Raw genomic sequence first — 21,898 nt, 5'->3', positions numbered from 1 at the left:
GCCGTCAGCGTGACGATCTTTCGCGCTCCGAGTGCTCATGGCTTGTACCGTTGAGCCATGAGCAATTTTGGTTTCGGTGCTTCCGACGACGACCCGGACAAGAAGAAGGATCCGGACGGGTCGGGTAACCCCGCCGGTTTCGGGTTCGGGGCCGAGGGCTTCGACCCTGCACAACTGGGCCAGATGCTCACCCAGTTCGGCCAGATGCTCAGCGGCATGGGTGCCGCGGGGTCGGGCGGATCGTCGGCCGGACCGGTCAATTACGACCTCGCCAAGCAATTGGCCCGACAGCAGATGGGCGATTTCAGCCCGGTGTCGGCCGGGGAGCGTGAGGCCATCACCGAGGCCGCCCACCTCGCCGAGCTCTGGCTGGACGGTGCCACCACATTGCCTGCCGGTGCCACCAAGACTGCAGCGTGGACGCCGGTCGACTGGCTCGACAACACCATCGACACCTGGAAGCGGCTGTGCGATCCGGTCGCCGAGCAGATTTCGGGCATGTGGACCTCCGGGTTACCGCCGGAGGCTCAGCACATGGCCGGACCGATGATGGGCATGCTGACCCAGATGGGCGGAATGGCGTTCGGCTCGCAACTCGGTCAGGCACTGGGCCAACTGTCGAAGGAAGTTCTCACCTCCACCGACATCGGTCTCCCGCTCGGCCCGTCGGGCACCGCCGCGTTGCTACCGTCGGCGATCGCGTCGTTCAGCGAAGGTCTCGAACAGCCCGAGCGTGAGGTGCTGGTGTTCCTGGCCGCCCGCGAGGCTGCACACCAGCGGCTGTACAGCCATGTCCCGTGGCTGCGCCAGCGAGTTCTCGCCACTGTCGAGGAATATGCTCGCGGCATCCGCATGGATTTCTCGGCAATCGAGGAAGCCGCTGCCGGGCTCGACCCGTCGGCGCTGACGGATCCGTCGAAGATCGAAGCGCTGCTGCAGCAGGGTTCGTTCGAGCCGCAGACCACACCCGAGCAGAAGCACGCTCTCGAACGTCTCGAAACGTTGCTGGCGCTGGTGGAGGGCTGGGTGGAGACCGTGGTCACGGCCGCACTCGGCGACCGTCTCCCCGGCGCGGTTGCCCTCGCCGAGACCATTCGCCGTCGCCGCGCCTCCGGCGGCCCGGCAGAGCAGACGTTCGCGACGTTGGTCGGTCTCGAGTTGCGTCCCCGCAAGGTGCGCGAGGCCGCGGATCTGTGGCGCCAACTACTGGCTGCCGCGGACGTGGAGGGCCGCGACGGGGTGTGGGCACACCCGGATCTCCTGCCCGACGCATCCGACCTGGACAATCCGGCGGCGTTCATCGATCGAGTCGTCGGCGGCGGCACCTCCAGCTTCGACGACCCCATCGCGCAACTCGAGGCGATGGAGGCAAAGGAGGCCGCCGAACGAGCGGAACACGGCACGGACGACGCCTCGGAGGACGGCGACGACCATCCGGACAAAGGCTCTTCCACACCCTGAACCCGGACGGCGCACACCAATGCCGTCGGCCCCGTCGAACGCCTGCTCGAAGCCCATTTTCCCCTGTGGATAACGTGCTTCGAGCGGGCGTTTGCCGTCGGACCGAGTGTCACAGTGTGGTTCATGATCACATCGACCGTTCGACTCGATCCCGCGGTGGCCATCCTGCCGCGACGGGACGGAACCGTTCAACTGGGGTGGAGCCCCGAGACCAGCGTCGTCGTCACTCCCCCTCCCGGTGCGGAACCGGGCTCGATACTCGAGATCCTGCGGCTTCTCGCGGCAGGACGTTCCAGGCCTCACATCGTCTGTCACGCAATGACGTTAGGTTTGTCCGCGAACCGAGTGTCGTCGATGCTCGCCGAATTGGACGATTCCGGCCTGCTCGTGCACGGCACGAGTGGCCCGGCGGCGAGCAACGCGGACGCTCCGTCGAGTGAACTGCGCGACATTCGTTCCGTGCATCTCGTGGGCCGCGGGCCGCTCTCGGATGCGCTGACCGCCGGGTTGCGGCGCACCGGTGTCGCGGTGACCAGAACGAGCCTGACCCCGACACGCTATCCGCACCTCGCCGTGAACTCGTGGCAGTACGACGTGGTCGTGCTTACCGACGACCTCGTCGCCGAGCCTCGTCTGGTGACCGATCTGGTGCGGAAAAGGATCCCGCACCTGCAGGTGCGACTGCGGGACGGGAAAGGAATCGTCGGCCCGTTCGTGGTGCCCGGACAGACGAGTTGCCTGCGCTGCGCCGATCTCACCCGCTGTGATCTCGATCCGGAGTGGCCGCATCTGTCCGCACATCTGCTCGGCACGGTGGGCCAGGCGAGTACCGCCACGGTGTTGGCCACGGCGGCGTTCGCGTTCGCGCAACTCGAGACCCTCATCGATCGCACGGACGGAACGATGCCCGAAACCACCGACTGCACGATGGAGCTGAGTTTCGCGGCAACCGGTACGTCCGTGCACAAAAGACAGTGGACGCGACATCCGCATTGCGATTGCTGGTACTGACGACACGGTCACTCGACCACCCGCCCACCTCGGCAGTCGAGGCCACGGTTTCACCGGTCCGAGCATTTGTCGGAAGGTTCAGCCATGATGGAGCTGTGTCAGACATACCGCGCCGTGGATCCACTCGTACCGCGAAACTAGCCAGCATTCCCCTGGGAATGGCCGGACGTGCCGCGATGGGCTTCGGAAAGAAGCTCGCCGGCGGAAACCGCGACGAGATCGACGCGGACATGGCCGCCAAAGCAGCCGAGCAACTCTTCTCCGTCCTCGGAGAGCTCAAAGGCGGGGCCATGAAGCTCGGTCAGATGCTGTCGGTGATGGAAGCCGCCGTCCCCGAGGAGTATTCGGAGCCCTACCGTGAGGCACTGACGAAGCTGCAGGCTCAGGGCCCGCCCATGCCGGCCAAGACAGTGCATCGCGTACTCGATCAACAACTGGGTACGGCGTGGCGATCACGGTTCGAGAGTTTCGACGACACCGCAATCGCCTCGGCCAGCATCGGCCAGGTCCACCGAGCCACGTGGGCGGACGGGCGCGACGTCGCGGTCAAGATCCAGTATCCGGGTGCGGACGACGCCTTGCGGTCGGACCTCAAGACTCTGTCTCGTTTCGCGAATCTGTTCAGCACGGTGCTCGCCGGTACGGACGTCAAGCCCGTGCTCGAAGAGCTGACGGCGCGCACCGAGGACGAGCTCGACTACCGCATCGAGGCAGCCAATCAGCGCGCCTTCAGCAAGGAATTCGCGGGCGATCCTCGGTTCGCGGTACCCAAGATCGTCGCCAGCGCCCCGAAAGTGGTTGTGAGCGAATGGATGACGGGCAGACCCCTGGCCGATGTGATCGCGCACGGAACTGCGGACGAGCGTAATCGAGCCGGCGAACTACTCGCGCGGTTCGCGTTCGAGTCTCCCGCACGCGCGAAGTTGTTGCACGCGGACCCACATCCGGGAAACTTCATGATGCTCGACGACGGCCGAATGGGCGTCATCGATTTCGGGGCATGTGCTCCGATGCCCGACGGCCTGCCTCCGGTCCTCGGCCGGATGGTCGCACTCGCTCGTGACGACAAGTTCGACGAACTGGTCGAACTGTGCACCGAAAGTGGCTTCGTGGTGCCGGGTCGCACGGTGACGGAGAAGGAAATTGCCGATTACCTTCGCCCGTTCACAGACCCGATTCACACCGAGTCGTTTCACTTCACTCGGGCGTGGCTGCAGAAAGCGGCAGGCACCGCAGCCGATTTCAACAGCGCACAGTTCCGCACCGTTCGTTCGCTGAACATGCCGCCGGAGTACGTGATGATCTTCCGGGTACTGGGCGGCCTGGTGGGAATCTGCGCGCAGCTCGACGCCTATGCGCCGTACATGGCAATTCTGACGGAATGGTTGCCCGGCTTCACCGAGTGAATCACTCGGTGAAGCCGGACCTCCGGATCGAGCTTCATGCCGCGTTCTTACGTGGCCGTCCGCGAGGACGCTTGCGTGCGATGACAACACCCTGTTCCAGGATCTCGCCACCCCATACGCCCCATGGCTCGGCGCGATCCAATGCGGCGCTGAGACAGGTTCGGCGGATGGGGCATTCGGCGCACAGCGCCTTGGCCTGCTCCAATTCGGCAGGGGTGTCGGCGAACCACATGTCGGGGTTCGCCGCTCGGCAAGGCACCGACAGCTCGAGCTCCGCCGATTCGGCGAAACTTGTTGCTGCGTAGGTGCTTTCGGACTCTGGTCGGCATGTCGTCCGGATCGTGGCGGTTGACACGTCGGTCTCCTCTACTTTTCGTGCGGCGTCGTTATCGGTTCGAGGGGTGATGCGAACCATGTCGGCCTCACGCTCGGGTAGAGGATCTACCTGAACGACAAAGGCCACGGTCCGCGAGTGCGGGTCCGTGGCCTGGTGGGCAAATCGAAGCGTCTACCTACAGTGAAGTCGGTATCTGCTGTCGAACACGGACGCGCGTGGTGCGCGGTGACGTCGATGGGTGTACACAGCGGGTGCTGCCAACGCCAGGACGCCGGGGGCGGAATTCGACCCGAGGGCTTCCGATGCGGACTGGTGCATCGGGCCGAAAGCGGTGGGACGAATCCACGTCTGCGCAACCGAGCCGGCGGATACGGCCGCAGCAGCGGGCGTACCGACCAGCGCATCGCCGAAGGGCGTTGCACCGCAGACAGGGCTGAGCACGACGGTTGCTCTTGCACCGGCGATGTCGAATGTGTCGATCATGTTCTTCAGCTCCTGTTCTGGTCTCGTGGGCGGACTGGGCAGTGTGCGGTCTCCCGCGACACGAGAAACAGACTAAGCCCCCCGCCGAGATCTGCACAAGTTATTTTTGACCAGCAGTTTTACGGCAACTGTTCGACGGACGGTTACCGGACGGAGGACCGCACCACCGTGAGCACGTCCTCGCCGAAGCGCTCGAGCTTCTTGGCCCCGATTCCCGGTATCGCAACGAGCCCACGCTCGTCCTGCGGTTGCTGTTCGGCGATAGCAGTCAACGTGTTGTCACTGAACACGACGTATGCGGGCACCTTGAGTTCACGAGACTTGTCCAGGCGCCACGACTTCAACGCGTCGAGCAGGGCGATGTCCACGTTGGACGGGCAGCTATCGCATCGTCCGAGCATCGTGGCCGACGTGCCGATCAACGGCTTACCACAGATTCTGCACTTGGGCCCCGACCTCTTGGCCGCGGGTGCCGCGATGCGCGACGCGGGCGAATCCTCGGGCACCAATCCGACGAGGAATCGGGAGCGGCGACGCGACTTGCGCCCACCCTCGTTACGGGCCAGGGCCCACGACAGGTGCAGGTGGACCCGCGCCCGGGTGACACCCACGTAGAGAAGGCGACGCTCTTCCTCGACGGCGGCCTCGTTGTTCGCACTGGGATCGTTGCCGATCGCGTGAGATATCGGCAGCGTTCCGTCGGCAAGCCCGACGATGAACACTGCATCCCACTCGAGCCCCTTCGCCGCATGCAGCGAGGCCAGCGTCACGCCCTGCACCGTCGGTGGATGTCGCGCCTCGGCGCGAGCCGCGAGTTCACCGAGAAGTGAGTCGAGGGTCAGTTCGGGGTCGTGCACCAGCAATTCCTCGGTGAGTTGCACGAGACCTCCCAGGGAGGCCCACTTCTCCCGCGCCTGCGCACCGGTCGGCTCGGTAGCGGTCAACCCCAGAGGAGCCAGCACGGCCCGAACCAGACCGGTCAGGCCGTCCCCGGCACGAGAACCGTCGGGTAGATCGTCTCGGCCAGCAGCCTGGCGCAGTGCATTGACTCCCTGCCGCACTTCGGGTCGAGTGAAGAAACCCTCGCCGCCGCGAACCTGATAGGGAATCTTCAGCTCGGTCAGGGCCTGCTCGTGCGCCTCGGACTGCGCATTGATGCGGTACAGAATTGCGATCTCGGCAGGCTCGACGCCTTTCGAGATCAACCTCTTCACCGCGCGTGCCACTCCGTCCGCTTCGGCGGGCTCGTCGTCGTACTCGAAGAACTCCGGCTCCGGACCGGAATCACGCTGACCGATCAGCTGCAGCCGAGTGCCCGCAATGCGACCCCGCGCGGCACCGATCACGCGATTGGCCAACGACACGACCTCCGGTGTCGATCGGTAGTCACGTTCGAGACGGACAACCGTGGCCTCGGGATACTTGCGAGAGAAGTCGAGCAGGTAGCGAGGGGACGCTCCGGTGAACGAGTAGATCGTCTGATTCGCATCACCGACGACGGTGAGGTCGTCACGATCGCCCACCCAGGCGTCGAGAACCCGCTGTTGGAGCGGCGTCACGTCCTGATACTCGTCGACGACGAAGCAGCGATAGCGTTCGCGGAATTCGTCGGCCACCGAGGAGTGCTCTTCGAGCGCCGCGGCGGTGTGCAACAGCAGATCGTCGAAGTCGAGCAACATGCCGTCGCCGCCGCGAGATTTGAGTTCTTCGTATCCCGCGTACACCGCAGCGACCTTGGCTGCGTCCATGGGCACGTCGCGTCGGTTGCTCGCCGCTATGCGCGGGTAGTCCTCGGGGGCGATCAACGAGCCTTTCGCCCACTCGATCTCGCCCGCGAGGTCGCGGATGGCGTCGGTGGACGTGGAGACGCCGGCCCGGTTCGCTGCCTGCGAGACCACGGTGAACTTACGGTCGAGCAACTGCCACCCGGTGTCGCCGACGACCTGTGGCCAGAAATATTTGAGCTGGCGCATCGCGGCAGCGTGGAAGGTACGAGCCTGCACCGGAGGTCCCTCTCCCCCGACGCCGAGTTCTCGAAGACGGCCGCGCATCTCACCGGCCGCCCGCGCGGTGAAGGTGACCGCCAACACCTGGCCGGAGGACACGTGCCCCGCGGACACGAGATGCGCGATGCGTCGAGTGATCGTGCGAGTCTTGCCCGTTCCGGCCCCGGCGAGCACACAGACCGGACCACGAGGAGCCAGCACTGCCGCGGATTGCTCCGGATCGAGACCGGCAGTCATCGCGTCGTCAGCCATGGGTCCATTGTGTCAGTGCCTACCGACAGCGATGTCCGGGCCCGACGCCGCCGAGACTCGCCGAGGCCGCCGTCACGGAACAATCACCTGCGCCCTGCTGTTGACTGTCTCCGTGACCACTACCGAGAACACCCCACAGACCCCGGCCGCGCTGACCGTCTACTCCACCACCTGGTGCGGGTACTGCCGCCGGCTCAAGACTCAGCTCGACGAGGCGGGAATCGCCTACTCCGAGATCGACATCGAGCAGAACCCCGAGTCCGCCGAGTTCGTCGGCAGCGTCAACAACGGAAACCACATCGTGCCCACCGTGCAGTTCGCGGACGGATCGACGGCAACCAACCCCAGTCTCGCCGAGGTCAAGCGCGCTCTGTCGCTCTGATCGAGCGTCAGGTCGTCGCTGCCCACGCCTCCAGCATCCCGCGAGCGATCGAGATGGATCCGGGAAGCAGCAATCGAGACGTCGACTCCGATCCCCAGTCGCCCAGTTCGAGGGCGGCGACGACCTCGGTCCGCTCGAACCAGTGCGCCTCGGCGATCTCGCCGTCCTGAAATGCGAGCGGCTGATCCGGGTCGGCGACGGCCGAGAAGCCGATCATCACCGAGCGCGGAAACGGCCACGGCTGACTGCCGAGATATTCGATGCCGGACACGTCCAGCCCCACTTCTTCCTTGATCTCCCGCGCGACGCAGGTCTCCAGCGACTCGCCGGCCTCGACGAATCCGGCCAACACCGAGAACCGACGTTCGGGCCACATCGGTGCGCGCGCCAACAGCACTCGACTCGCGCCGTCGTGAACCAGGCAGATCACCGCAGGATCGGTGCGCGGAAACTCTTCGTGACCCGAGGACGTGCTGGTCCGCGACCAGCCTGCAGCCGACGGAACGGACGGAGCGCCGTCGAGCGAGCTGAACCGCGCACTGGCGTGCCAATTGAGGATGGCCAGAGCCCCGGTGACCATCGACAGCGACACACTGTCGAGGCGCTCACCGTCGGTGCGCAGATCTCCCAACGTGCCCTGGACGAGTTCTACGCGCCGGGTCCACAGGTGACGATCTTCATGAATCCCGAGGAAGACCACGTCCTCGGTCGGTTCCGTGGCCACGTCTGCGGCGTCGACGAAGACCAGACCACCGTCGTCCACTGCGAATCTGCCGCGACCGTCCACGTCGAGTATGCGAGCCGTGGACCAACCGGCGGCCAGTGCCGCTGTGTCGCGGCGCAATTCCTCGGCCCGGTCGAGCGGTGATCGAGACAGTCGAGGTGGATGGACGAGCTGAAAATTCGGCACGCTCACGACCCTACTGGGCCTGCTCAGTCGGCCACGCGACGGATGTACAGCAGTCGGTCGGTTGCCTCGATCGCGTCGACCTCGGGTGATCCGACCCGGAACAGCTTGCCGCCCCGAACCACTCCCAACACGATGTCGGCCAGGTGACGCGGTGAACCGCCCACCTCGTCCCGCTCCACCTCTCGCTCTGCGACGGCGAAGCCTGCCTCCGGGGTGAGAAGATCCTCGATCATCTCCACGACGGACGGTGTGGACGTGGCAATTCCGAGCAGCCGACCCGCAGTTTCGGACGAGACGACCACCGAGTCCGCGCCGGATTGGCGCACCAGGTGCGTGTTCTCGGCCTCTCGGATCGCCGCGACGATCTTGGCCTTCGGAGCGATTTCTCTGGCCGTCAGCGTCACCAGGACCGCCGTGTCGTCGCGATTGGTCGCCACGATGATGGCCGCGGCATGTTGAGCGCCCGTGAGCCGAAGCACATCGGACTTGGTGGCCGAGCCGTGGACGGTGACCAGACCCATCGCCGAGGCCGCGTCGAGCACGGTCTGGTCGGTGTCGACCACGACGATGTCCGAGGCCGACACTCCATCGCCGAGCATCGCGTCGACTGCGGTTCGGCCCTTGGTACCGAAACCGATGACCACGGTGTGATTGCGCACGCTGCGTCTCCATCGCTGAATTTTGAATGCCTGTCGAGACCGCTCGGTGAGAACCGACAGCGTGGTGCCGACCAACAGAATGAGGAACAGGACTCGTAAGGGGGTGATGACCAGAATGTTGACCAGCCGCGCAGACGGACTCATCGGCGCGATGTCACCGTATCCGGTGGTCGACAGCGACACCGTCGCGTAATAGAACGCGTCGAGGAACGACAGCTCGCCGTTCTGATTGTCGCTGTAGCCGTCGCGATCGAGGTAGACGACGAACGCCGCGAGAAAGAGGATTCCCAACGCCATCAGAACCCGCTTGTAGATCGCGCTCCACGGGCTGGATTCGATTTCCGGAACCCGCAGCACACCTACCAGCGCGAAATCGGGCTTGTCGGTCAACGCGCCGCTGTCCCCCAGGCGCGTGCGCAACCTACCTCCCACGTCGCCCACCGAGGTGCTCACCGAAGTCGAGATCATTCACGGCACGCAGCGTAACCCCATGCCGCGCTTCCGCGTCGACAACCGACCGCTTCGAGCGGACCGGATGGGCGGATGCAGCACCGTGTGGCACGGTGTGTGCATGACACAGAGACCGAGTCAGGCCGCAGCGCTGCGTCTCGCGGGATTGCTCGCCGGCGCCGGAGTACTCCATTTCGTCACTCCCCAATTCTTCGATGCGCAGGTACCGACCGCCCTGCCAGGTTCGGCGCGGACGTACACCCAGGTATCGGGAGTAGCCGAGCTCGCTGCGGCTGCCACGTTGGCCGCACCCCGCACCCGTCGAGTGGGCGGTGCGTTGGCAGCGGGCCTGTTCGTCGCGGTCTTCCCCGCCAACATCAACCTCGCATGGAAGTACGTACGCAGCTCCAAGACGTCACCGGCCTTGAAGGCCGCCATGATCGCTCGTCTCCCCCTGCAGATCCCACTGGTCACCGAGGCTCTGAAAGCTCGTCGACTGGCACCGTAGTGTCGATGTCGTCCACGACGGGTCGACCTTCGAGCAACGCCGCCAAAGCTGTTGCGTCAGGCAGATTTTCGGGCGAGATGGTACGGCCGCTGCGGACGTAGTGAAACGCTGCACGGACGCGATCGAGCGGTACCGGCTCGGCACGACCGACGGACATCAGCTCCGCCCACGCCAGCCGGTACGCCGCCAGCTGCATCGCCACCGCCTGTTGCTCGGACGCCGACGGCTCGGCTCCGGTCTTCCAGTCGACGACGGTCCAGCCGCCGTCCGGGTCGGCGAACACCGCGTCGATCCGACCGCGCAGCACCGTTCCTGCCACCGATGTCTCGAACGGCACCTCTACCTCCACCGGGCTGCGCAGAGCCCAATCGGAGGCCTCGAACGCCCGCTGAAGAGTGTCCAGGTCCACATCGGCAGAAGCACCGGTATCGGCGGAGCCCGGCAGTTCGTCGAGATCGAGCAGTCGGGTCGCGCCGAACCGGCGCTCGATCCACGCGTGAAACGCTGTTCCCCGGCGCGCCAACGGATTCGGGGGAAACGGAAGTGGCCGGCGCAGTCGCGAGGCGAGCGCATCCGGATCTGCCGCCAAGTCGACCAGCTGAGTCACCGACAGGTTTTCGGGTAGTGCGACATCGACCCCGGCAACGGCCCGCGCCGAGCGCTCGGCCAGCAAGGTCCGGACGTCGAAGCCCCACTTCTCCGGCTCGTCCTCGTCCTCGTCTTCGTCCGAATCATGGTGGGAGCCGGCCCTGTCGGCCAAGGCCCGCAGGACTTCGGCCGCACCACTCTCGATCGCGCCTCGCCGCGGCCCGAGCGGATCTCGCGGCCAGGATGCCGTATGCGGCTCGGCCCCCAACGGGTTGACGGCTCCGGCTTCGGGGGCCGGTGCCCACTGCTCGACCACCGCGACGGCGTCCTCGGCCGTCGAGGTGTACCGGTGGAGCTCGTCGAGAAACTCGGACGGGCCACGAGGCTTCGTGGACGTCTCGTCCCACTGATGCGCCGAGACCAGCAGCACCCGTTCGGTTCTGGTGAGTGCAACGTAGAACAGTCGACGGTCCTCCGCGAGCCGACGCCGAGCGAGCGCATCCTTGTGCAGCTTGACGGCGTCCTCGAGGTCCTTTCGGTTGTAGAGGTCCTCGAGCTCGAGTACCGGTACCCCCTCGGAACCCTCACCGTCGAGAGCGCGGTCGCCGCGCAGGGACGGCGGCAGTTCGGCCATCGCCCCGAGCCAGGTCGACGAGGCGTTCGAGGACGGGAACACTCCGGTCGCCACGTGCGGTACGGCCACGACCTCCCATTCGAGGCCCTTCGCCGAATGCACCGTCAGCACCTGTACTCGATGCGGGGCTACCTCGACCTCGCCCGGAGCCAACCCGTCCTCGACAGTCTCTGCCGCCGCGAGGAACGACAGGAATCCGGTGACCGTGGCCGTTGGGTTGTCGGCGTAATCGGCCACCACATGGGCGAATTCGTCGAGATGCTCGCGCCCGACTGCCCCATCCACACCGAACGGTGTCCGCGCCTGCGCTTCGACGCCGATGCCCATGATGCGTTCGATGTCGGCGACCAGTTCCGTCAGCGGCTGCCCGATACGGTCGCGCAACAGATGTAGTTCTCCGGCGAGCGCAGTGATGCGTCGGTGCCCGGCCTCCGAATATCGTTCGGCCGAACCTGGATCGGCGATGGCGTCGGCCAGACCGGCCTGCTCCGACTGTTCCCCCGGCAGGGCACTTCCGAGCGCGGCGTCGAGCGCCTGTGGGTCGTCGACACGGCCCGCGGTGCCGTAGCCGCCCCGAATCTCGAGCTCCTTGGCGCGCTGAGCGAGCGCCCGCAGATCGGCGGCCCCGATCTGCCATCGGGAGCCCGTGAGGATACGCATGGCCGAGCTGCCCGCAGTCGGATCGGCCACCAGACGCAGCATCGCGGTGATGTCGGCGACCTCCGGCACATGCAGCAATCCGCCGAGCCCGACCACCTCGACGGGTAGGCCACGGCTACGCAGCACCTCGGCGATCGGCTCGGCATCGGCGTTGCGCCGCACGAGTACCGCGGCACTGGGCGGAGGCCGGTCCAGTTCGAGGGCGTCGCGGTAGTGCTCGGCTATTCGGTCGGCGATCCATTCCCGTTCGTCGAGGACGGTGTCGGTGACGGCCAGCCGTACATCGCCGGGCACCGCGCCCGGCCGGGCCCGCAGGGTCGGCACCGGTACACCGACGCGGCGCAGGGGGTCGGTGATCAGATTGGCGAGAGCGAGTGCCTCGGGCGGGTTGCGCCAGCTGGTGAGGAGTTCGAGCCGCGGTGCCGGACTGCCGTCCGCCTGCGGGAAATCGGTGGCGAACCGCGGCAGGTTCGCCGCCGACGCCCCTCGCCACCCGTAGATCGACTGCATCGGATCGCCCACGGCTGTCAGCGCCAGGGTGGCATCGCTACCGGATCCGAACAGTGAGGACAGCAGCACCCGCTGGGCATGACCGGTGTCCTGGTATTCGTCGAGCAGAACGAGCCGAAAGCGTTGCCGCTCTGCGATTCCCACTTCGCGATGTTCGGCCGCGACCCGCGCCGCCATCGACATCTGCGAACCGAAATCCAGTGCCCCTTCGTGCCGAAGCGTCTGCGCGAGTCGTTCCACCAACGGCAGCAACGTGATTCGTTGATGTTGGGCATCGAGGATGTTGAGCAGCTCCTTGGTCGGCCCACCACGTTGACGCGGACCGGGGCCGAGTGTGTGCACCAATTTCTCGAGTTCCACGTGCGCCTCGCGCAGCTGGTCGGGGTCCACCAGATGCTCGGCCAGCTGACCGGAGAGGGCGAGTACCGCCTCGGTCACCGACGTGGGATTTCGGTCGGTGTCGAGATCGCCGTCCCACGTGCTGACCACACGATGCGCGAGCTGCCACAGTTCGGTCTCCGACAGCAGCGTCGCGGAGGGCTCGATGGGCAGCAACAGGCCGTGCTCGGTGAGCAGTCGCCCGGCATACGAGTGGTAGGTGCTCACCTCCGGCTCGGCGGCGAGAATCCGTTCGCGCAGTGCCAGACTCGGATCCAGCGCGCGCACCAGATCCGACCCGGCGAGCCGCGCCAGCCGAGCGCGGATTCGGGACGTCAGTTGCTGCGCAGCCTTGCGGGTGAAGGTCAGTCCGAGTACCTGATCCGGATCGACGAACCCGTTGGCCACCATCCACACCACTCGCGCGGCCATCGTCTCGGTCTTCCCAGCCCCTGCGCCTGCCACGACGAGCGTCGGACCGGGTGGGGCGGCGATCACCGCCGCCTGCTCGTCGGTGGGTGGGTGCTTCTGCCCGAGGGCGCGGGACAGTTCGACGGGTGAGACCCGCACGGTTGCGCTGCGCGTCGCCGAGGCGGTCACTGCTCGGTCACCTGCCGTCCTGTCTCGTGGGCCGGGCAACTGGATTTGACGGGGCAATGTCTGCACCCGTCGTTGACTCTGGCTTCGAAGACGGGACCCTGCGTCGCCGAGGCCGCCCGGTGGACGGTGTCTCGCCATTCCTCGAGTTTCTCCGGTGTCGGCACCTCCTGGATCCGCTGCGTTGCGCCGTCCTTGTTGTGCGGTTTGGCCACGAACACCAACCGGGCACCCCCGGGTTCGCCCGCGGGCTCTCCCTCGATTGCGCCCGCGGCAGCGGCGACCTGATACGTAGCCAATTGATGGTGATTGCGCGCGTCTTCCTTGGACATCACCGTTTTGGCCGTCTTGACGTCGATGACGACCGGGCGGCCGTCCGGATCGTGTTCGAGCCGATCGATCCGGCCGCGCAGGGCGACCGCAGGCTCGTCCTCGGATCGGGCGGCCAGAATGCCGTCGACCTGTACCTCGACGCCCGCCTCGGTGAGCTCGCCTCGGGTGCCCTGCAGCCAATTCTCGAACGTGTCGAGCATCGCCCCGGTTCGATCGAGCTCGTGACGCGAGAACCACTGTGATCCGAGATCGACTGCATCCCACGCCGTCTCGAGTGACCGCCTGAGCTGGTCCGGTGGAATCCGGCCTGCCACCGCCTGCACCAGAGTGTGCACGAGGGTTCCGGTGACGGCGTGAGTGTTGGTGCCGTCGTTTCCTCCGTGACGTTCGAGCATCCAGCGCAGCGGGCACGTGGTGAGCTGTTCCACCGTCGATGGCGAGAGCGGGACCGGCCCATCGCCGAGGTGCCACAGGGGCTCGCTGGTGCTGAGGCCCGCAATTCCGAACCACTCGTCGGGATGTGCGCCTCGGACGCCGGCCTCGGCGAGTGTGGCCAGGTGCCGCGCGGCGCGCGCTCGCTTGTCCGGATCATGTTCGGCGACAACGGGATCACAGACGACCCCGCGAAGCTCGGCGACCAACATCGGTAATGCCAACACCCGGTGCGGGGTCGGCGGCTCGGAACCTTCGGGCAGCGGGACGGGATCTGCGTCGCCGTCGACTCCCCGGAGTTCGTCGACGAATCGGGAGCGGACCAGATCGGTATCGCCCGTGCTCGAGTCCACGGCGGTGACGAGCAGAGTGGAGCGCGCGCGACTGCACGCCACGAGGAAGAGCTTGCGTTCCTCGGCGAGTAGCGGTGCAGCTTTCGACAGTCGTCCGTCGAGGGCCGCAGCCGCGTCGACCTTGCCGGACACCAGATCGACGAGCGTGTCGGTTCCGAGGAGGCTGCCGCGCGCTCGCAGACCCGGCCACAGCCCCTCCTGAACCCCGGCGACCGCCACCAGTTCCCATTCGCGACCGGCTGCCGAGTGCGCGCTGAGCAGCGTCACCGCATCGGCCGGCGCAGTCGAACGATTCGAGCTCGAGGTAGGAATCTGTTGCTGCGCAATGTAATCGAGGAATCCGCCCAGCTGCGCGCGCGGCAGCCTGTCGACGTAGGCCGCCGCGGCGTCGAAGAGTGCGACCACCGCGTCGAGGTCTCGATCGGCCTGAGCACCCGCGGACCCACCCCACGCGGACGCGGCGGCCCAACGCCGCTCGAGTCCGGACGCCTGCCACGCAGCCCACAGCACGTCCTCGACTCCGCGGCCCTCCCGAGCCACCGCTCGCGCCTTACGAACGACGCTCAGTGCTCGTCGCAGCGGTGCCGCTTCCACGTCCGACAGACCAGTGATCCACCCGAACTTCTCTCGCGTCTCGCCGGTGAGAACGACTCTGAGCAGTTCGGCCGAATCGCGCTCGCCGCCCGAGGCCAGTTCGAGTCTGCGGACACCTCGGCGCAGCCGCCGCAGACCTACCGGATCGGCACCCCCGATCGGGCCGGACAGCAGAGCCAGCGCATCTTCTCCGTCGAACGACGGGTCGGAGATCGCCCGCAGCACCAGCAGCAAGCCAACCGCTCCGTGCTGGCGATGCAACGGCAACTCCGAAGCCGGGGTGATCATGGGGACACCGGCCGCGTGCAGAGCGCGACGCAGCGGCGCGACGGTACGCGGGACCGACCGCACGACGATCGCCATCTCGGACCAGGGCATTCCGTCGATCAGGTGCGCGCGTCGCATGGCGTCGGAGATGATCGCGGCTTCCTTGGCAGGCGAAGACACGACGTGTACCCGGGCCTCCGGCTCGCCGAACCGAGCCGTGGCCACCGGCTCGGGACTGCGGTGCCGACCGAGCCCGGGCAGTCGCCCCGCCACGATGTCGGTCAGTTCCGCCACTGCAGGCACCGATCGAAAGTTCCGCGTCAGGACCACCCGTCGAGGCGAGTCCGCATCGAGCAGATCGGCCACGAACGTGGGATCCGCTCCACGGAACGTGAAGACGGATTGATCGGGGTCCCCGGCGATCACGGTCGATTCGGTATCGGTGCCGATCAACCGAATCAGCTGCGCAGCTTGCGGATCGAGGTGCTGCGCATCGTCGACGACGAGATGCCGGATGCGGGCGCGCTCACTGCGCAGCAGATCCGGGTCGGTGGCGAACGCCATCAGTGCGCTGCCGATGAGCTCGGCCGCGTCGAGGCCCGGTGCCGTGGCCCCTGCGGCTTCGACGCCGACTGCGCCGCGCAGCAACATGGCTTGTTCGTATCGAGCCGCGAATTTGCCGACGGCGATCCATTCGGGTCTGCCGTGCGTGCGGCCCAGCTTGACCAGATCCTCGGGTCCGATTCCGCGTTCTGCGGATCGGAGCATCATGTCTCGCACCGCGGTGACGAATCCTGCGGTACCGAGAGCCGGGCGCAATCGATCCGGCCAGTCGGTTGCGCCGTCCTCGATGTCGCCCCGCAGCATCTCGCGGACCACCGCGTCCTGCTCGGCACCGGTCAGCAGTCGAGGAGGCGGATTGCCGTAGAGGGAGGCCTGCAACCTGAGTACCGCGAACGCATAGGAGTGCACCGTACGTACCAGCGGTTCGCGCGTGGCGCGCAGCGCGTGATCGCCGCTGAACAGACCGGCGGTGATCTGCTCGCGGAGCGTGATGGACGCGCGCTTCGACTGAGTGAGCACCAGGACCGATTCCGGATCGCCGGACACGATTCGGGAGACTGCGTAGTCCGCCACGAGCGCTGTCTTTCCCGAGCCGGGCCCGCCGAGCACCTGCCAGGGGTTCCATCGAGGAGCGCCCTGAGCCGCCTCCGCCGCCGAATCGGGAGTCCACGCCAGCAACCGGGCAGCGGAATCGGTCCACCGGCGGGGCGGCTGCGCCACCCTGGGTGCACGGACGAGGGTGACCGTCGCGCCGTGTCTGCCGTCCGTGCTCATGCGGGACATGCAATCACGCCCCACCGACACGAAGGGCCGTGCCCCGATCCGGCGGCCCGGGGGCGGCAGCCGACCCGTCCCTTTCGAAACCGGGGCCTTCGATGCGGCATAGTGGTTCACGTGCCCGAGTTGAATCTGCATACGTTCGGACCCGCAGACGGTCCCGAAATCCTCGCCGTTCACGGTGTGACCGGCCACGGTGCCCGTTGGTGGGACCTCGCCGAGAATCACCTGCCCGAGGCCCGCATCCTGGCTCCCGATCTGATCGGCCACGGCCGTTCTCCGTCCGTTCCACCGTGGGACATCGACGCTCAGGTCACCGCACTGAAGGCCGTGCTCGACGCCCATGCGCGCGGTCCGGTCGTGGTGCTCGGACATTCGTACGGCGGCGCGTTGGCCGTGCATCTCGCACAGCGGTTCCCGGAGGTGGTGCGCGCGCTGGTGCTGCTCGATCCTGCGATTGCCTTGCCGCCGGAGGAGCTGCTCGAGGTCGCCGAGGCCACTGCGAAGTCCCCCGATTACACCGACGCCGACGAGGCGCGTTCGGAGAAGATTCACGGGGCTTGGGCCGACGTGCCCACCGAGTTGCTCGACCGTGAGGTCGCCGATCACCTGGTCCCTGCCGACGGCGGGAAGGTCGCGTGGCGAATGTCGATTCCGGCCATCGTTGCGACGTGGGGCGAGCTCGCTCGTCCGATCGTGGTGCCCGCCGAGAGCGTCCCGACCATCGTGGTGCGGGCCATGCGCGTCGAACCTCCTTATGTGACCGAAGAATTCGTGTCCGCGCTCCGAGACAAGCTCGGCGAGAACCTGCGCACCGTCGAACTCGACTGCGATCACATGGTCGGCCAGGCCAAGCCGGCCGACGTGGCCGAGCTGGTGCGATCCCTGCTGTAGATGGCTCCGATCACCGAGGCGCAGGTGGAGCGGGTACGCGCGTTGGTCGCGTCGATTCCCGTCGGTTCCGTTGCCACCTACGGGGACATCGCGGCGGCGGCCGACCTGTCCAGCCCCCGCATCGTCGGGTGGATCATGCGGACCGACTCCGCCGATCTGCCGTGGCACCGTGTCCTGGGTGCAAGCGGAAAGCCTGCGGCGCATCTGGCGACGAGACAACTCGAGACGCTGCGCGGTGAAGGTGTCGAGATCCGCGACGGGCGAGTGTCGCTGAAGTCCGTTCGCTTCGACTTCGGGGCGCTCCCCCAGCCTCCGACGTCGACCACTAATCTCGAAGGATGAACATCGGAGATCGGCTCGGGCAGTTCGATCCACGCCCTACGGCGAAGTTCGCCCTGTCCAAGGCGAGCACTTTCGTCGCAGCGGCCGGCCTGGTGATCGACGAGGTCTCGGGCACGCGGGTAGCGGGGCACATCGAGTTGACCGAGGAACATTTCACGCCCTGGGGCGTCGTACACGGTGGGGTCTATACCAGCGCTGTGGAAAGCGCCGCGAGCATCGGTGCGAGTGAGGCGGTCAAGGATCGCGGCGAGTTCGCGGTCGGAGTGCACAACGGAACCGATTTCCTGCGCGCCAGCAAAGGCGGACGGGTGGATGTTCTCGCGGAACCGTTGCAGCAGGGCCGCGTTCAGCAACTCTGGCTGGTCACGATCACCGCGACCGACAGCGGTAAGACCATCGCGCGCGGCCAGGTTCGACTGCAGAACGTGCCGCTGCCGACGTGATGGGATCGCACCGGTGAGCGGCTCGTCGACCGAGCCGATCTGCGACGCCATCGTGCTCGCGGGTGGTCGCGGATCGCGAATGGCAGGCCTTGCCGGCTCGCCATCGGCAGAGGTCGACAAGCCCGCGCTCACCGTCGGCGGACGACGACTGGTCGACATTGCAGTGGCGGCCGTCTCGGACTGTCGCCGAACGGTACTGGTGGGCCCCACACGCGACGCAGTACCGGGTTCGGTTGTGCAGACCCGAGAGTTCCCCGCCGGCGGCGGCCCGGTGGCAGCTCTGGCCGCCGGACTCGAAACACTCGACGGGACAGCCGATCTGGTGGCAGTCGTAGCGTCGGACATACCGCTGCTGAATGCTTCTGCGGTGCAGTCACTGATCGATCAGTTCCACCGAGTCGAGACCGACGCAGTGTTCGCGGCCGACGCCACCGGTCGCACCCAGTTCCTGCTCGGAGTCTGGCGCTACAGCGCGCTGCGCTCGGCGGTGGCGGCGCTCGATACCGTAGAGGGTGCCCCGATGCGCGCACTCGTACCGAACGAGCACCGCGTCGTCACGGTTGCCGATATCGAGGACTGCGACACCCCTGCCGATCTGGTCGCCGCGCGCGCAGCAGCCTCGTCGAGATCGGAGGACGTACTCGACATCGACGCCGCGCACGAACGAATTCGACAGCGAGTAGCCGCCCTCCAGGTTCATCGAATTCCGTTGCAGGACACGGCTGGGACCGTGCTCGCGCAACCGTTGGTGGCGGCAACGGCACTGCCTGCGGTCGACATCTCCGCGATGGACGGATTTGCCGTGAGCGGACCCCCTCCGTGGACGCTGAGGCCCGATATCGCCTACGCCGGGACGTCCGGCATCGCCCGACTCGCCGACGGCAGCGCAGTACGCATCGCGACCGGCGCAGCGCTTCCTCCCGGTGCCACTGCGGTCGTTCGCGACGAACACGCGGTCACGACACCGGCCGGCGTGGTGGAACGCGCACCGACGGCGACGTCGACCGATGACACGCGTCGCCGCGGCGAGGACTGGCTTCCCGGAACGGAGTTGGTTGCCTCGGGTACCGCAATCGACACTGCTGTTCGGTCACTCGCCGCGAGCGCGGAGGTGACCGAACTCGATGTGCGGGGACCGGTTCGCGCACGAATTGTCATCAGCGGAAACGAGATTCGGGTATCGGGTCCGCTGGCACCCGGGGAGACCAGGGATGTACTCGGATCGGCGCTGCCGGAGTATCTGGCGCACTGTGGAATCGCCGTCGTGGACGCACTGCTGCTCGACGACACGGCGACCGCGTTCGCCGACCTCTTGGGAAGTACCGAGAACATCGACCTCGTGGTCGTGGTCGGAGCCACCGGAGGAGGTGCCGCCGATCAGCTACGCTCCACGCTCGCCGCCCTCGGTGCCGAAACCGTGGTCGGGCGAGTGCGCGTGCGTCCCGGCGGATCCCAGATCACCGCGACCCTGCCCGACGGTACGGTTGTCCTCGGCCTCCCCGGCAATCCGCTCGCGGCAGTGAGCACGGCGCTGCTGACCGCACCGGCGATCGTCGACGCGCTCACCGCTCGCATTCCGCGTTCACCGCGAACGGGGTTGTTGTCCAATGCATCCGAGGTTCGAGCCCCGATCCCTCGAATCGTTCCCGTGGTGGCCGACGGTACCCGCTGGCGAGCCGACGTCAAGGTCCGGACAGCTCATCTGGCGCACCTCGTCGGCCGTGATGCGCTCGCCGTGATACCCGCCGACGTCAGCGACGACGAGCCGGTGACAATTCTTCCGTTGCCGTACTGAATTCCGAACCGGCCAGCAGCCGAACACCCTCGTGGTACCGCTCGACGACGAGATCGACGATGGCCGGATGCACCCCGAGCGGCGCACCGACGCCGTCGGCTCCCACGTCGGCCAACCGATTGTGGAAGAGCCCACGAGCCAGCAGATAGCTCGCCACGAACACTCGATCGTGCCCGGCTTCCCGCAGCCCGGACACCGCCTGCGCGACGGTCGGCGTACTGGTGGCCACGTATCCGATCTTCACCGGCGTCCGAGCCGCGTCCGCGAGCATGGCTGCCGCGATCCGATGTTCCTGCAACGCACGAGGATCGGACGATCCTGCGGCCGCGAGCACGATGCTCTGGCCGGCTCGCCAGCCGGCGTCCCGGAGCCGATCGACCATCACTCGTGCGAGCACCGGGTCGGGCCCGAGGGCACGGGTGACGGCGACCGACGAGTGCGCACTGTCCGTGATCTCGCGCGGCACGTCGGTGTGGACGTGATAACCCGATGCCAGAAATGCCGGAACGACGACCGCCGATTCCGGAGTGTCGCGCAGTACCTCGGACGGGGACGGTCCCAGCACGTCGACGAAGGCGACACGCGTAGTACCGATCTGCTTCGAGACGGCGTCGGCGAGCGCGGCGACCATCTCCACACCGCGCGGGTTTCGAGTGCCGTGTGCGACCAACACCAAGGTGGGTTCCATCAGTACTTACTCCCCTCGCTCACGGAAACAGCCCCCGCGGGTTCGTGTGTATCGCAGTCGGATTCGGTCTCGATATAGTCCAACGCGATACGGTAGCCGCGTTTGACCACGGTCTGGATCGCCTTGGGTGCCCCCAGTGAGGAACGGAGTCGGGTCATGGCGGTCTCCACCGCGTGGGTATCGCCACCCCCTCCGGGCAACGAGGCCAACAGGTCTTCACGGGAGACCACGCGCCCCGGATTACGACTCAGCGTCTTCATCAGCGCCATCCCGGCCGGGGACACGGGCCGCACCTCCCCGTCGACCACCACACACCGTCCCCGAACACTGACCACATGCCCGCCTGCGTGCAGGCGACCGGTTCTCCTGGGCAGCTCCTCGGCGATGTGACGGGCGAGCGCGCCGAGGCGCGCACGCGCAGGCGCAGTGGTGGCAACCGACAGCTCTTCGAGCGGGGCTGCGGTGACCGGCCCCACGCACACCGGAAGCACCCGCGTACGCATCGACTGCAGCAGAGGCTCGAGTACGCCGTTCTCGTCGGCACGCATCAGCATCGACGCGACCGCCGGTGCCGAGGTGAAGCTGATGGCGTCGAGATCACCGACGACGACCGATTCGATCATGCGATCCATCGGACTCTGATCGTCGGGCGCCGTCCAGCGATACACGGGCACCGGCACCACTTCGGCTCCGGCGCAGCGCAATACCTCGCAGAAATCCGGAACCGGCTCCCATTCGGTGGTCGCGCCGTGCAGTTGGACCGCTATGCGCTTGCCCTCGACACCCTCGGCGAGCAGATGTTCGAGCACTTCGGCGGACGACTCGGAGGCAGGCGACCATTCTTCACGTAGATCCGCCGCTCGAATGGCACCGGTGGCCTTGGGACCACGCGCCAACAGTCGCGACGCACCCAGGGCACGACCGAGTTCCTCGGCTCGCCCCCAGCCGTCGGCGGCCTCGATCCAGCCGCGAAAACCGATTCCGGTGGTGGCGACGGTGATCTCGGGTGGTGCAGCGATGATCGCCGCGGTGACGCGTTCCAACTCTGCGTCGTCGGCGAGCGGGATGATCCTGATCGCAGGCGCGTGCATCACACTGGCCCCACGCCGCTCGAGCAAAGTCGCGAACTCCTCGGCGCGACGCGACGCCGTCACCCCGACGGTGAACCCGGCCAGAGGCATGTC

The 21,898-nt window shown here is 66.9% G+C and carries 18 protein-coding genes; 9 read left to right on the top strand and 9 right to left on the bottom strand.

The window, feature by feature from the left end:
• Window positions 1-57: 57 nt before the first annotated feature.
• The 3 genes from CH278_RS16300 to CH278_RS16290 all read left to right on the top strand — a co-directional run bounded on the left by CH278_RS16300 (window position 58) and on the right by CH278_RS16290 (window position 3,878).
• On the top strand, window positions 58-1,461 hold the full coding sequence (locus CH278_RS16300; protein ID WP_094622390.1) for a zinc-dependent metalloprotease: 1,404 nt from the start codon (window positions 58-60) through the stop codon (window positions 1,459-1,461).
• Between the two features lie 123 nt (window positions 1,462-1,584).
• The gene (locus tag CH278_RS16295) at window positions 1,585-2,472 is read left to right on the top strand and encodes a hypothetical protein (protein ID WP_032366558.1); all 888 of its coding nucleotides are present in this window, start codon (window positions 1,585-1,587) and stop codon (window positions 2,470-2,472) included.
• 95 nt (window positions 2,473-2,567) lie between these two features.
• Window positions 2,568-3,878 (top strand): ABC1 kinase family protein, encoded by a 1,311-nt coding sequence (locus CH278_RS16290; RefSeq protein WP_032366327.1) that lies wholly within the window; start codon window positions 2,568-2,570, stop codon window positions 3,876-3,878.
• A 34-nt stretch (window positions 3,879-3,912) separates the two neighbouring features.
• Here the strand turns inward: CH278_RS16290 and CH278_RS27635 are convergent, their stop codons facing one another.
• From CH278_RS27635 to CH278_RS16275, 3 genes are all read right to left on the bottom strand, one after another.
• Window positions 3,913-4,233: a WhiB family transcriptional regulator gene (locus tag CH278_RS27635; protein WP_027496555.1), complete on the bottom strand. Its 321-nt coding sequence runs from the start codon at window positions 4,231-4,233 to the stop codon at window positions 3,913-3,915.
• A 153-nt stretch (window positions 4,234-4,386) separates the two neighbouring features.
• Window positions 4,387-4,698 carry a hypothetical protein gene (locus CH278_RS16280; RefSeq protein ID WP_094622389.1) on the bottom strand — a complete coding sequence of 104 codons (312 nt, stop codon included), beginning with the start codon at window positions 4,696-4,698 and terminating at the stop codon, window positions 4,387-4,389.
• Window positions 4,699-4,841: 143 nt separating this feature from the next.
• Window positions 4,842-6,956 carry an ATP-dependent DNA helicase UvrD2 gene (locus tag CH278_RS16275; RefSeq protein ID WP_094622388.1) on the bottom strand — a complete coding sequence of 705 codons (2,115 nt, stop codon included), beginning with the start codon at window positions 6,954-6,956 and terminating at the stop codon, window positions 4,842-4,844.
• Between the two features lie 112 nt (window positions 6,957-7,068).
• On the opposite strand from CH278_RS16275, the gene CH278_RS16270 reads away from it, so the two are divergent.
• Window positions 7,069-7,338, top strand: coding sequence for a mycoredoxin (locus CH278_RS16270; protein ID WP_032366324.1), 270 nt, complete (start codon window positions 7,069-7,071; stop codon window positions 7,336-7,338).
• 7 nt (window positions 7,339-7,345) lie between these two features.
• On the opposite strand, the gene nudC is transcribed toward CH278_RS16270, so the two are convergent.
• Together nudC and CH278_RS16260 are read right to left on the bottom strand one after the other, a co-directional pair.
• Window positions 7,346-8,248 (bottom strand): NAD(+) diphosphatase, encoded by a 903-nt coding sequence (gene nudC, locus CH278_RS16265; RefSeq protein ID WP_094622504.1) that lies wholly within the window; start codon window positions 8,246-8,248, stop codon window positions 7,346-7,348.
• Window positions 8,249-8,271: 23 nt separating this feature from the next.
• Window positions 8,272-9,339, bottom strand: coding sequence for a potassium channel family protein (locus tag CH278_RS16260; RefSeq protein WP_027496550.1), 1,068 nt, complete (start codon window positions 9,337-9,339; stop codon window positions 8,272-8,274).
• Between the two features lie 139 nt (window positions 9,340-9,478).
• Between CH278_RS16260 and CH278_RS16255 the strand changes: the two genes are divergently transcribed.
• A complete protein-coding gene (locus CH278_RS16255; RefSeq protein ID WP_094622503.1) occupies window positions 9,479-9,865 on the top strand; it encodes a DoxX family protein in 387 nt (128 codons plus the stop codon).
• Here the strand turns inward: CH278_RS16255 and CH278_RS16250 are convergent.
• Both CH278_RS16250 and CH278_RS16245 read right to left on the bottom strand, forming a co-directional pair.
• A complete protein-coding gene (locus CH278_RS16250) occupies window positions 9,828-13,235 on the bottom strand; it encodes an ATP-dependent helicase (protein WP_094622387.1) in 3,408 nt (1,135 codons plus the stop codon). The two genes, CH278_RS16255 and CH278_RS16250, sit on opposite strands and share 38 nt — an antisense overlap.
• On the bottom strand, window positions 13,232-16,558 hold the full coding sequence (locus tag CH278_RS16245; RefSeq protein WP_094622386.1) for an ATP-dependent helicase: 3,327 nt from the start codon (window positions 16,556-16,558) through the stop codon (window positions 13,232-13,234). Before CH278_RS16245 ends, CH278_RS16250 begins: the two co-directional genes overlap by 4 nt.
• Before the next feature lie 111 nt (window positions 16,559-16,669).
• On the opposite strand from CH278_RS16245, the gene CH278_RS16240 reads away from it, so the two are divergent.
• The 4 genes from CH278_RS16240 to CH278_RS16225 are packed head-to-tail and all read left to right on the top strand — an operon-like array spanning window position 16,670 to window position 20,026.
• Entirely contained in the window at window positions 16,670-17,446 is a 777-nt protein-coding gene (locus tag CH278_RS16240; protein ID WP_032370927.1) for an alpha/beta hydrolase, read from the top strand.
• On the top strand, window positions 17,447-17,788 hold the full coding sequence (locus CH278_RS16235; protein WP_027496546.1) for an MGMT family protein: 342 nt from the start codon (window positions 17,447-17,449) through the stop codon (window positions 17,786-17,788).
• Window positions 17,785-18,231, top strand: a complete 447-nt coding sequence (locus CH278_RS16230) for a PaaI family thioesterase (RefSeq protein WP_228139195.1) — start codon at window positions 17,785-17,787, stop codon at window positions 18,229-18,231. The genes CH278_RS16235 and CH278_RS16230 overlap by 4 nt, the downstream gene beginning before the upstream one ends.
• Window positions 18,232-18,244: 13 nt before the next feature.
• Window positions 18,245-20,026 carry an NTP transferase domain-containing protein gene (locus CH278_RS16225; RefSeq protein ID WP_256991858.1) on the top strand — a complete coding sequence of 594 codons (1,782 nt, stop codon included), beginning with the start codon at window positions 18,245-18,247 and terminating at the stop codon, window positions 20,024-20,026.
• On the opposite strand, the gene CH278_RS16220 is transcribed toward CH278_RS16225, so the two are convergent.
• Together CH278_RS16220 and CH278_RS16215 are read right to left on the bottom strand one after the other, a co-directional pair.
• Window positions 19,983-20,717, bottom strand: coding sequence for a sirohydrochlorin chelatase (locus tag CH278_RS16220; RefSeq protein ID WP_080729270.1), 735 nt, complete (start codon window positions 20,715-20,717; stop codon window positions 19,983-19,985). The two genes, CH278_RS16225 and CH278_RS16220, sit on opposite strands and share 44 nt — an antisense overlap.
• Window positions 20,714-21,895, bottom strand: a complete 1,182-nt coding sequence (locus tag CH278_RS16215; RefSeq protein WP_094622502.1) for a uroporphyrinogen-III synthase — start codon at window positions 21,893-21,895, stop codon at window positions 20,714-20,716. The genes CH278_RS16220 and CH278_RS16215 overlap by 4 nt, the downstream gene beginning before the upstream one ends.
• Window positions 21,896-21,898: the final 3 nt, after the last annotated feature.

The organism is Rhodococcus sp. 05-2254-5, assembly GCF_002258575.1.
Taxonomy (GTDB): domain Bacteria; phylum Actinomycetota; class Actinomycetes; order Mycobacteriales; family Mycobacteriaceae; genus Rhodococcoides; species Rhodococcoides fascians.
This window is presented reverse-complemented; position numbering and strand designations above follow the sequence as displayed.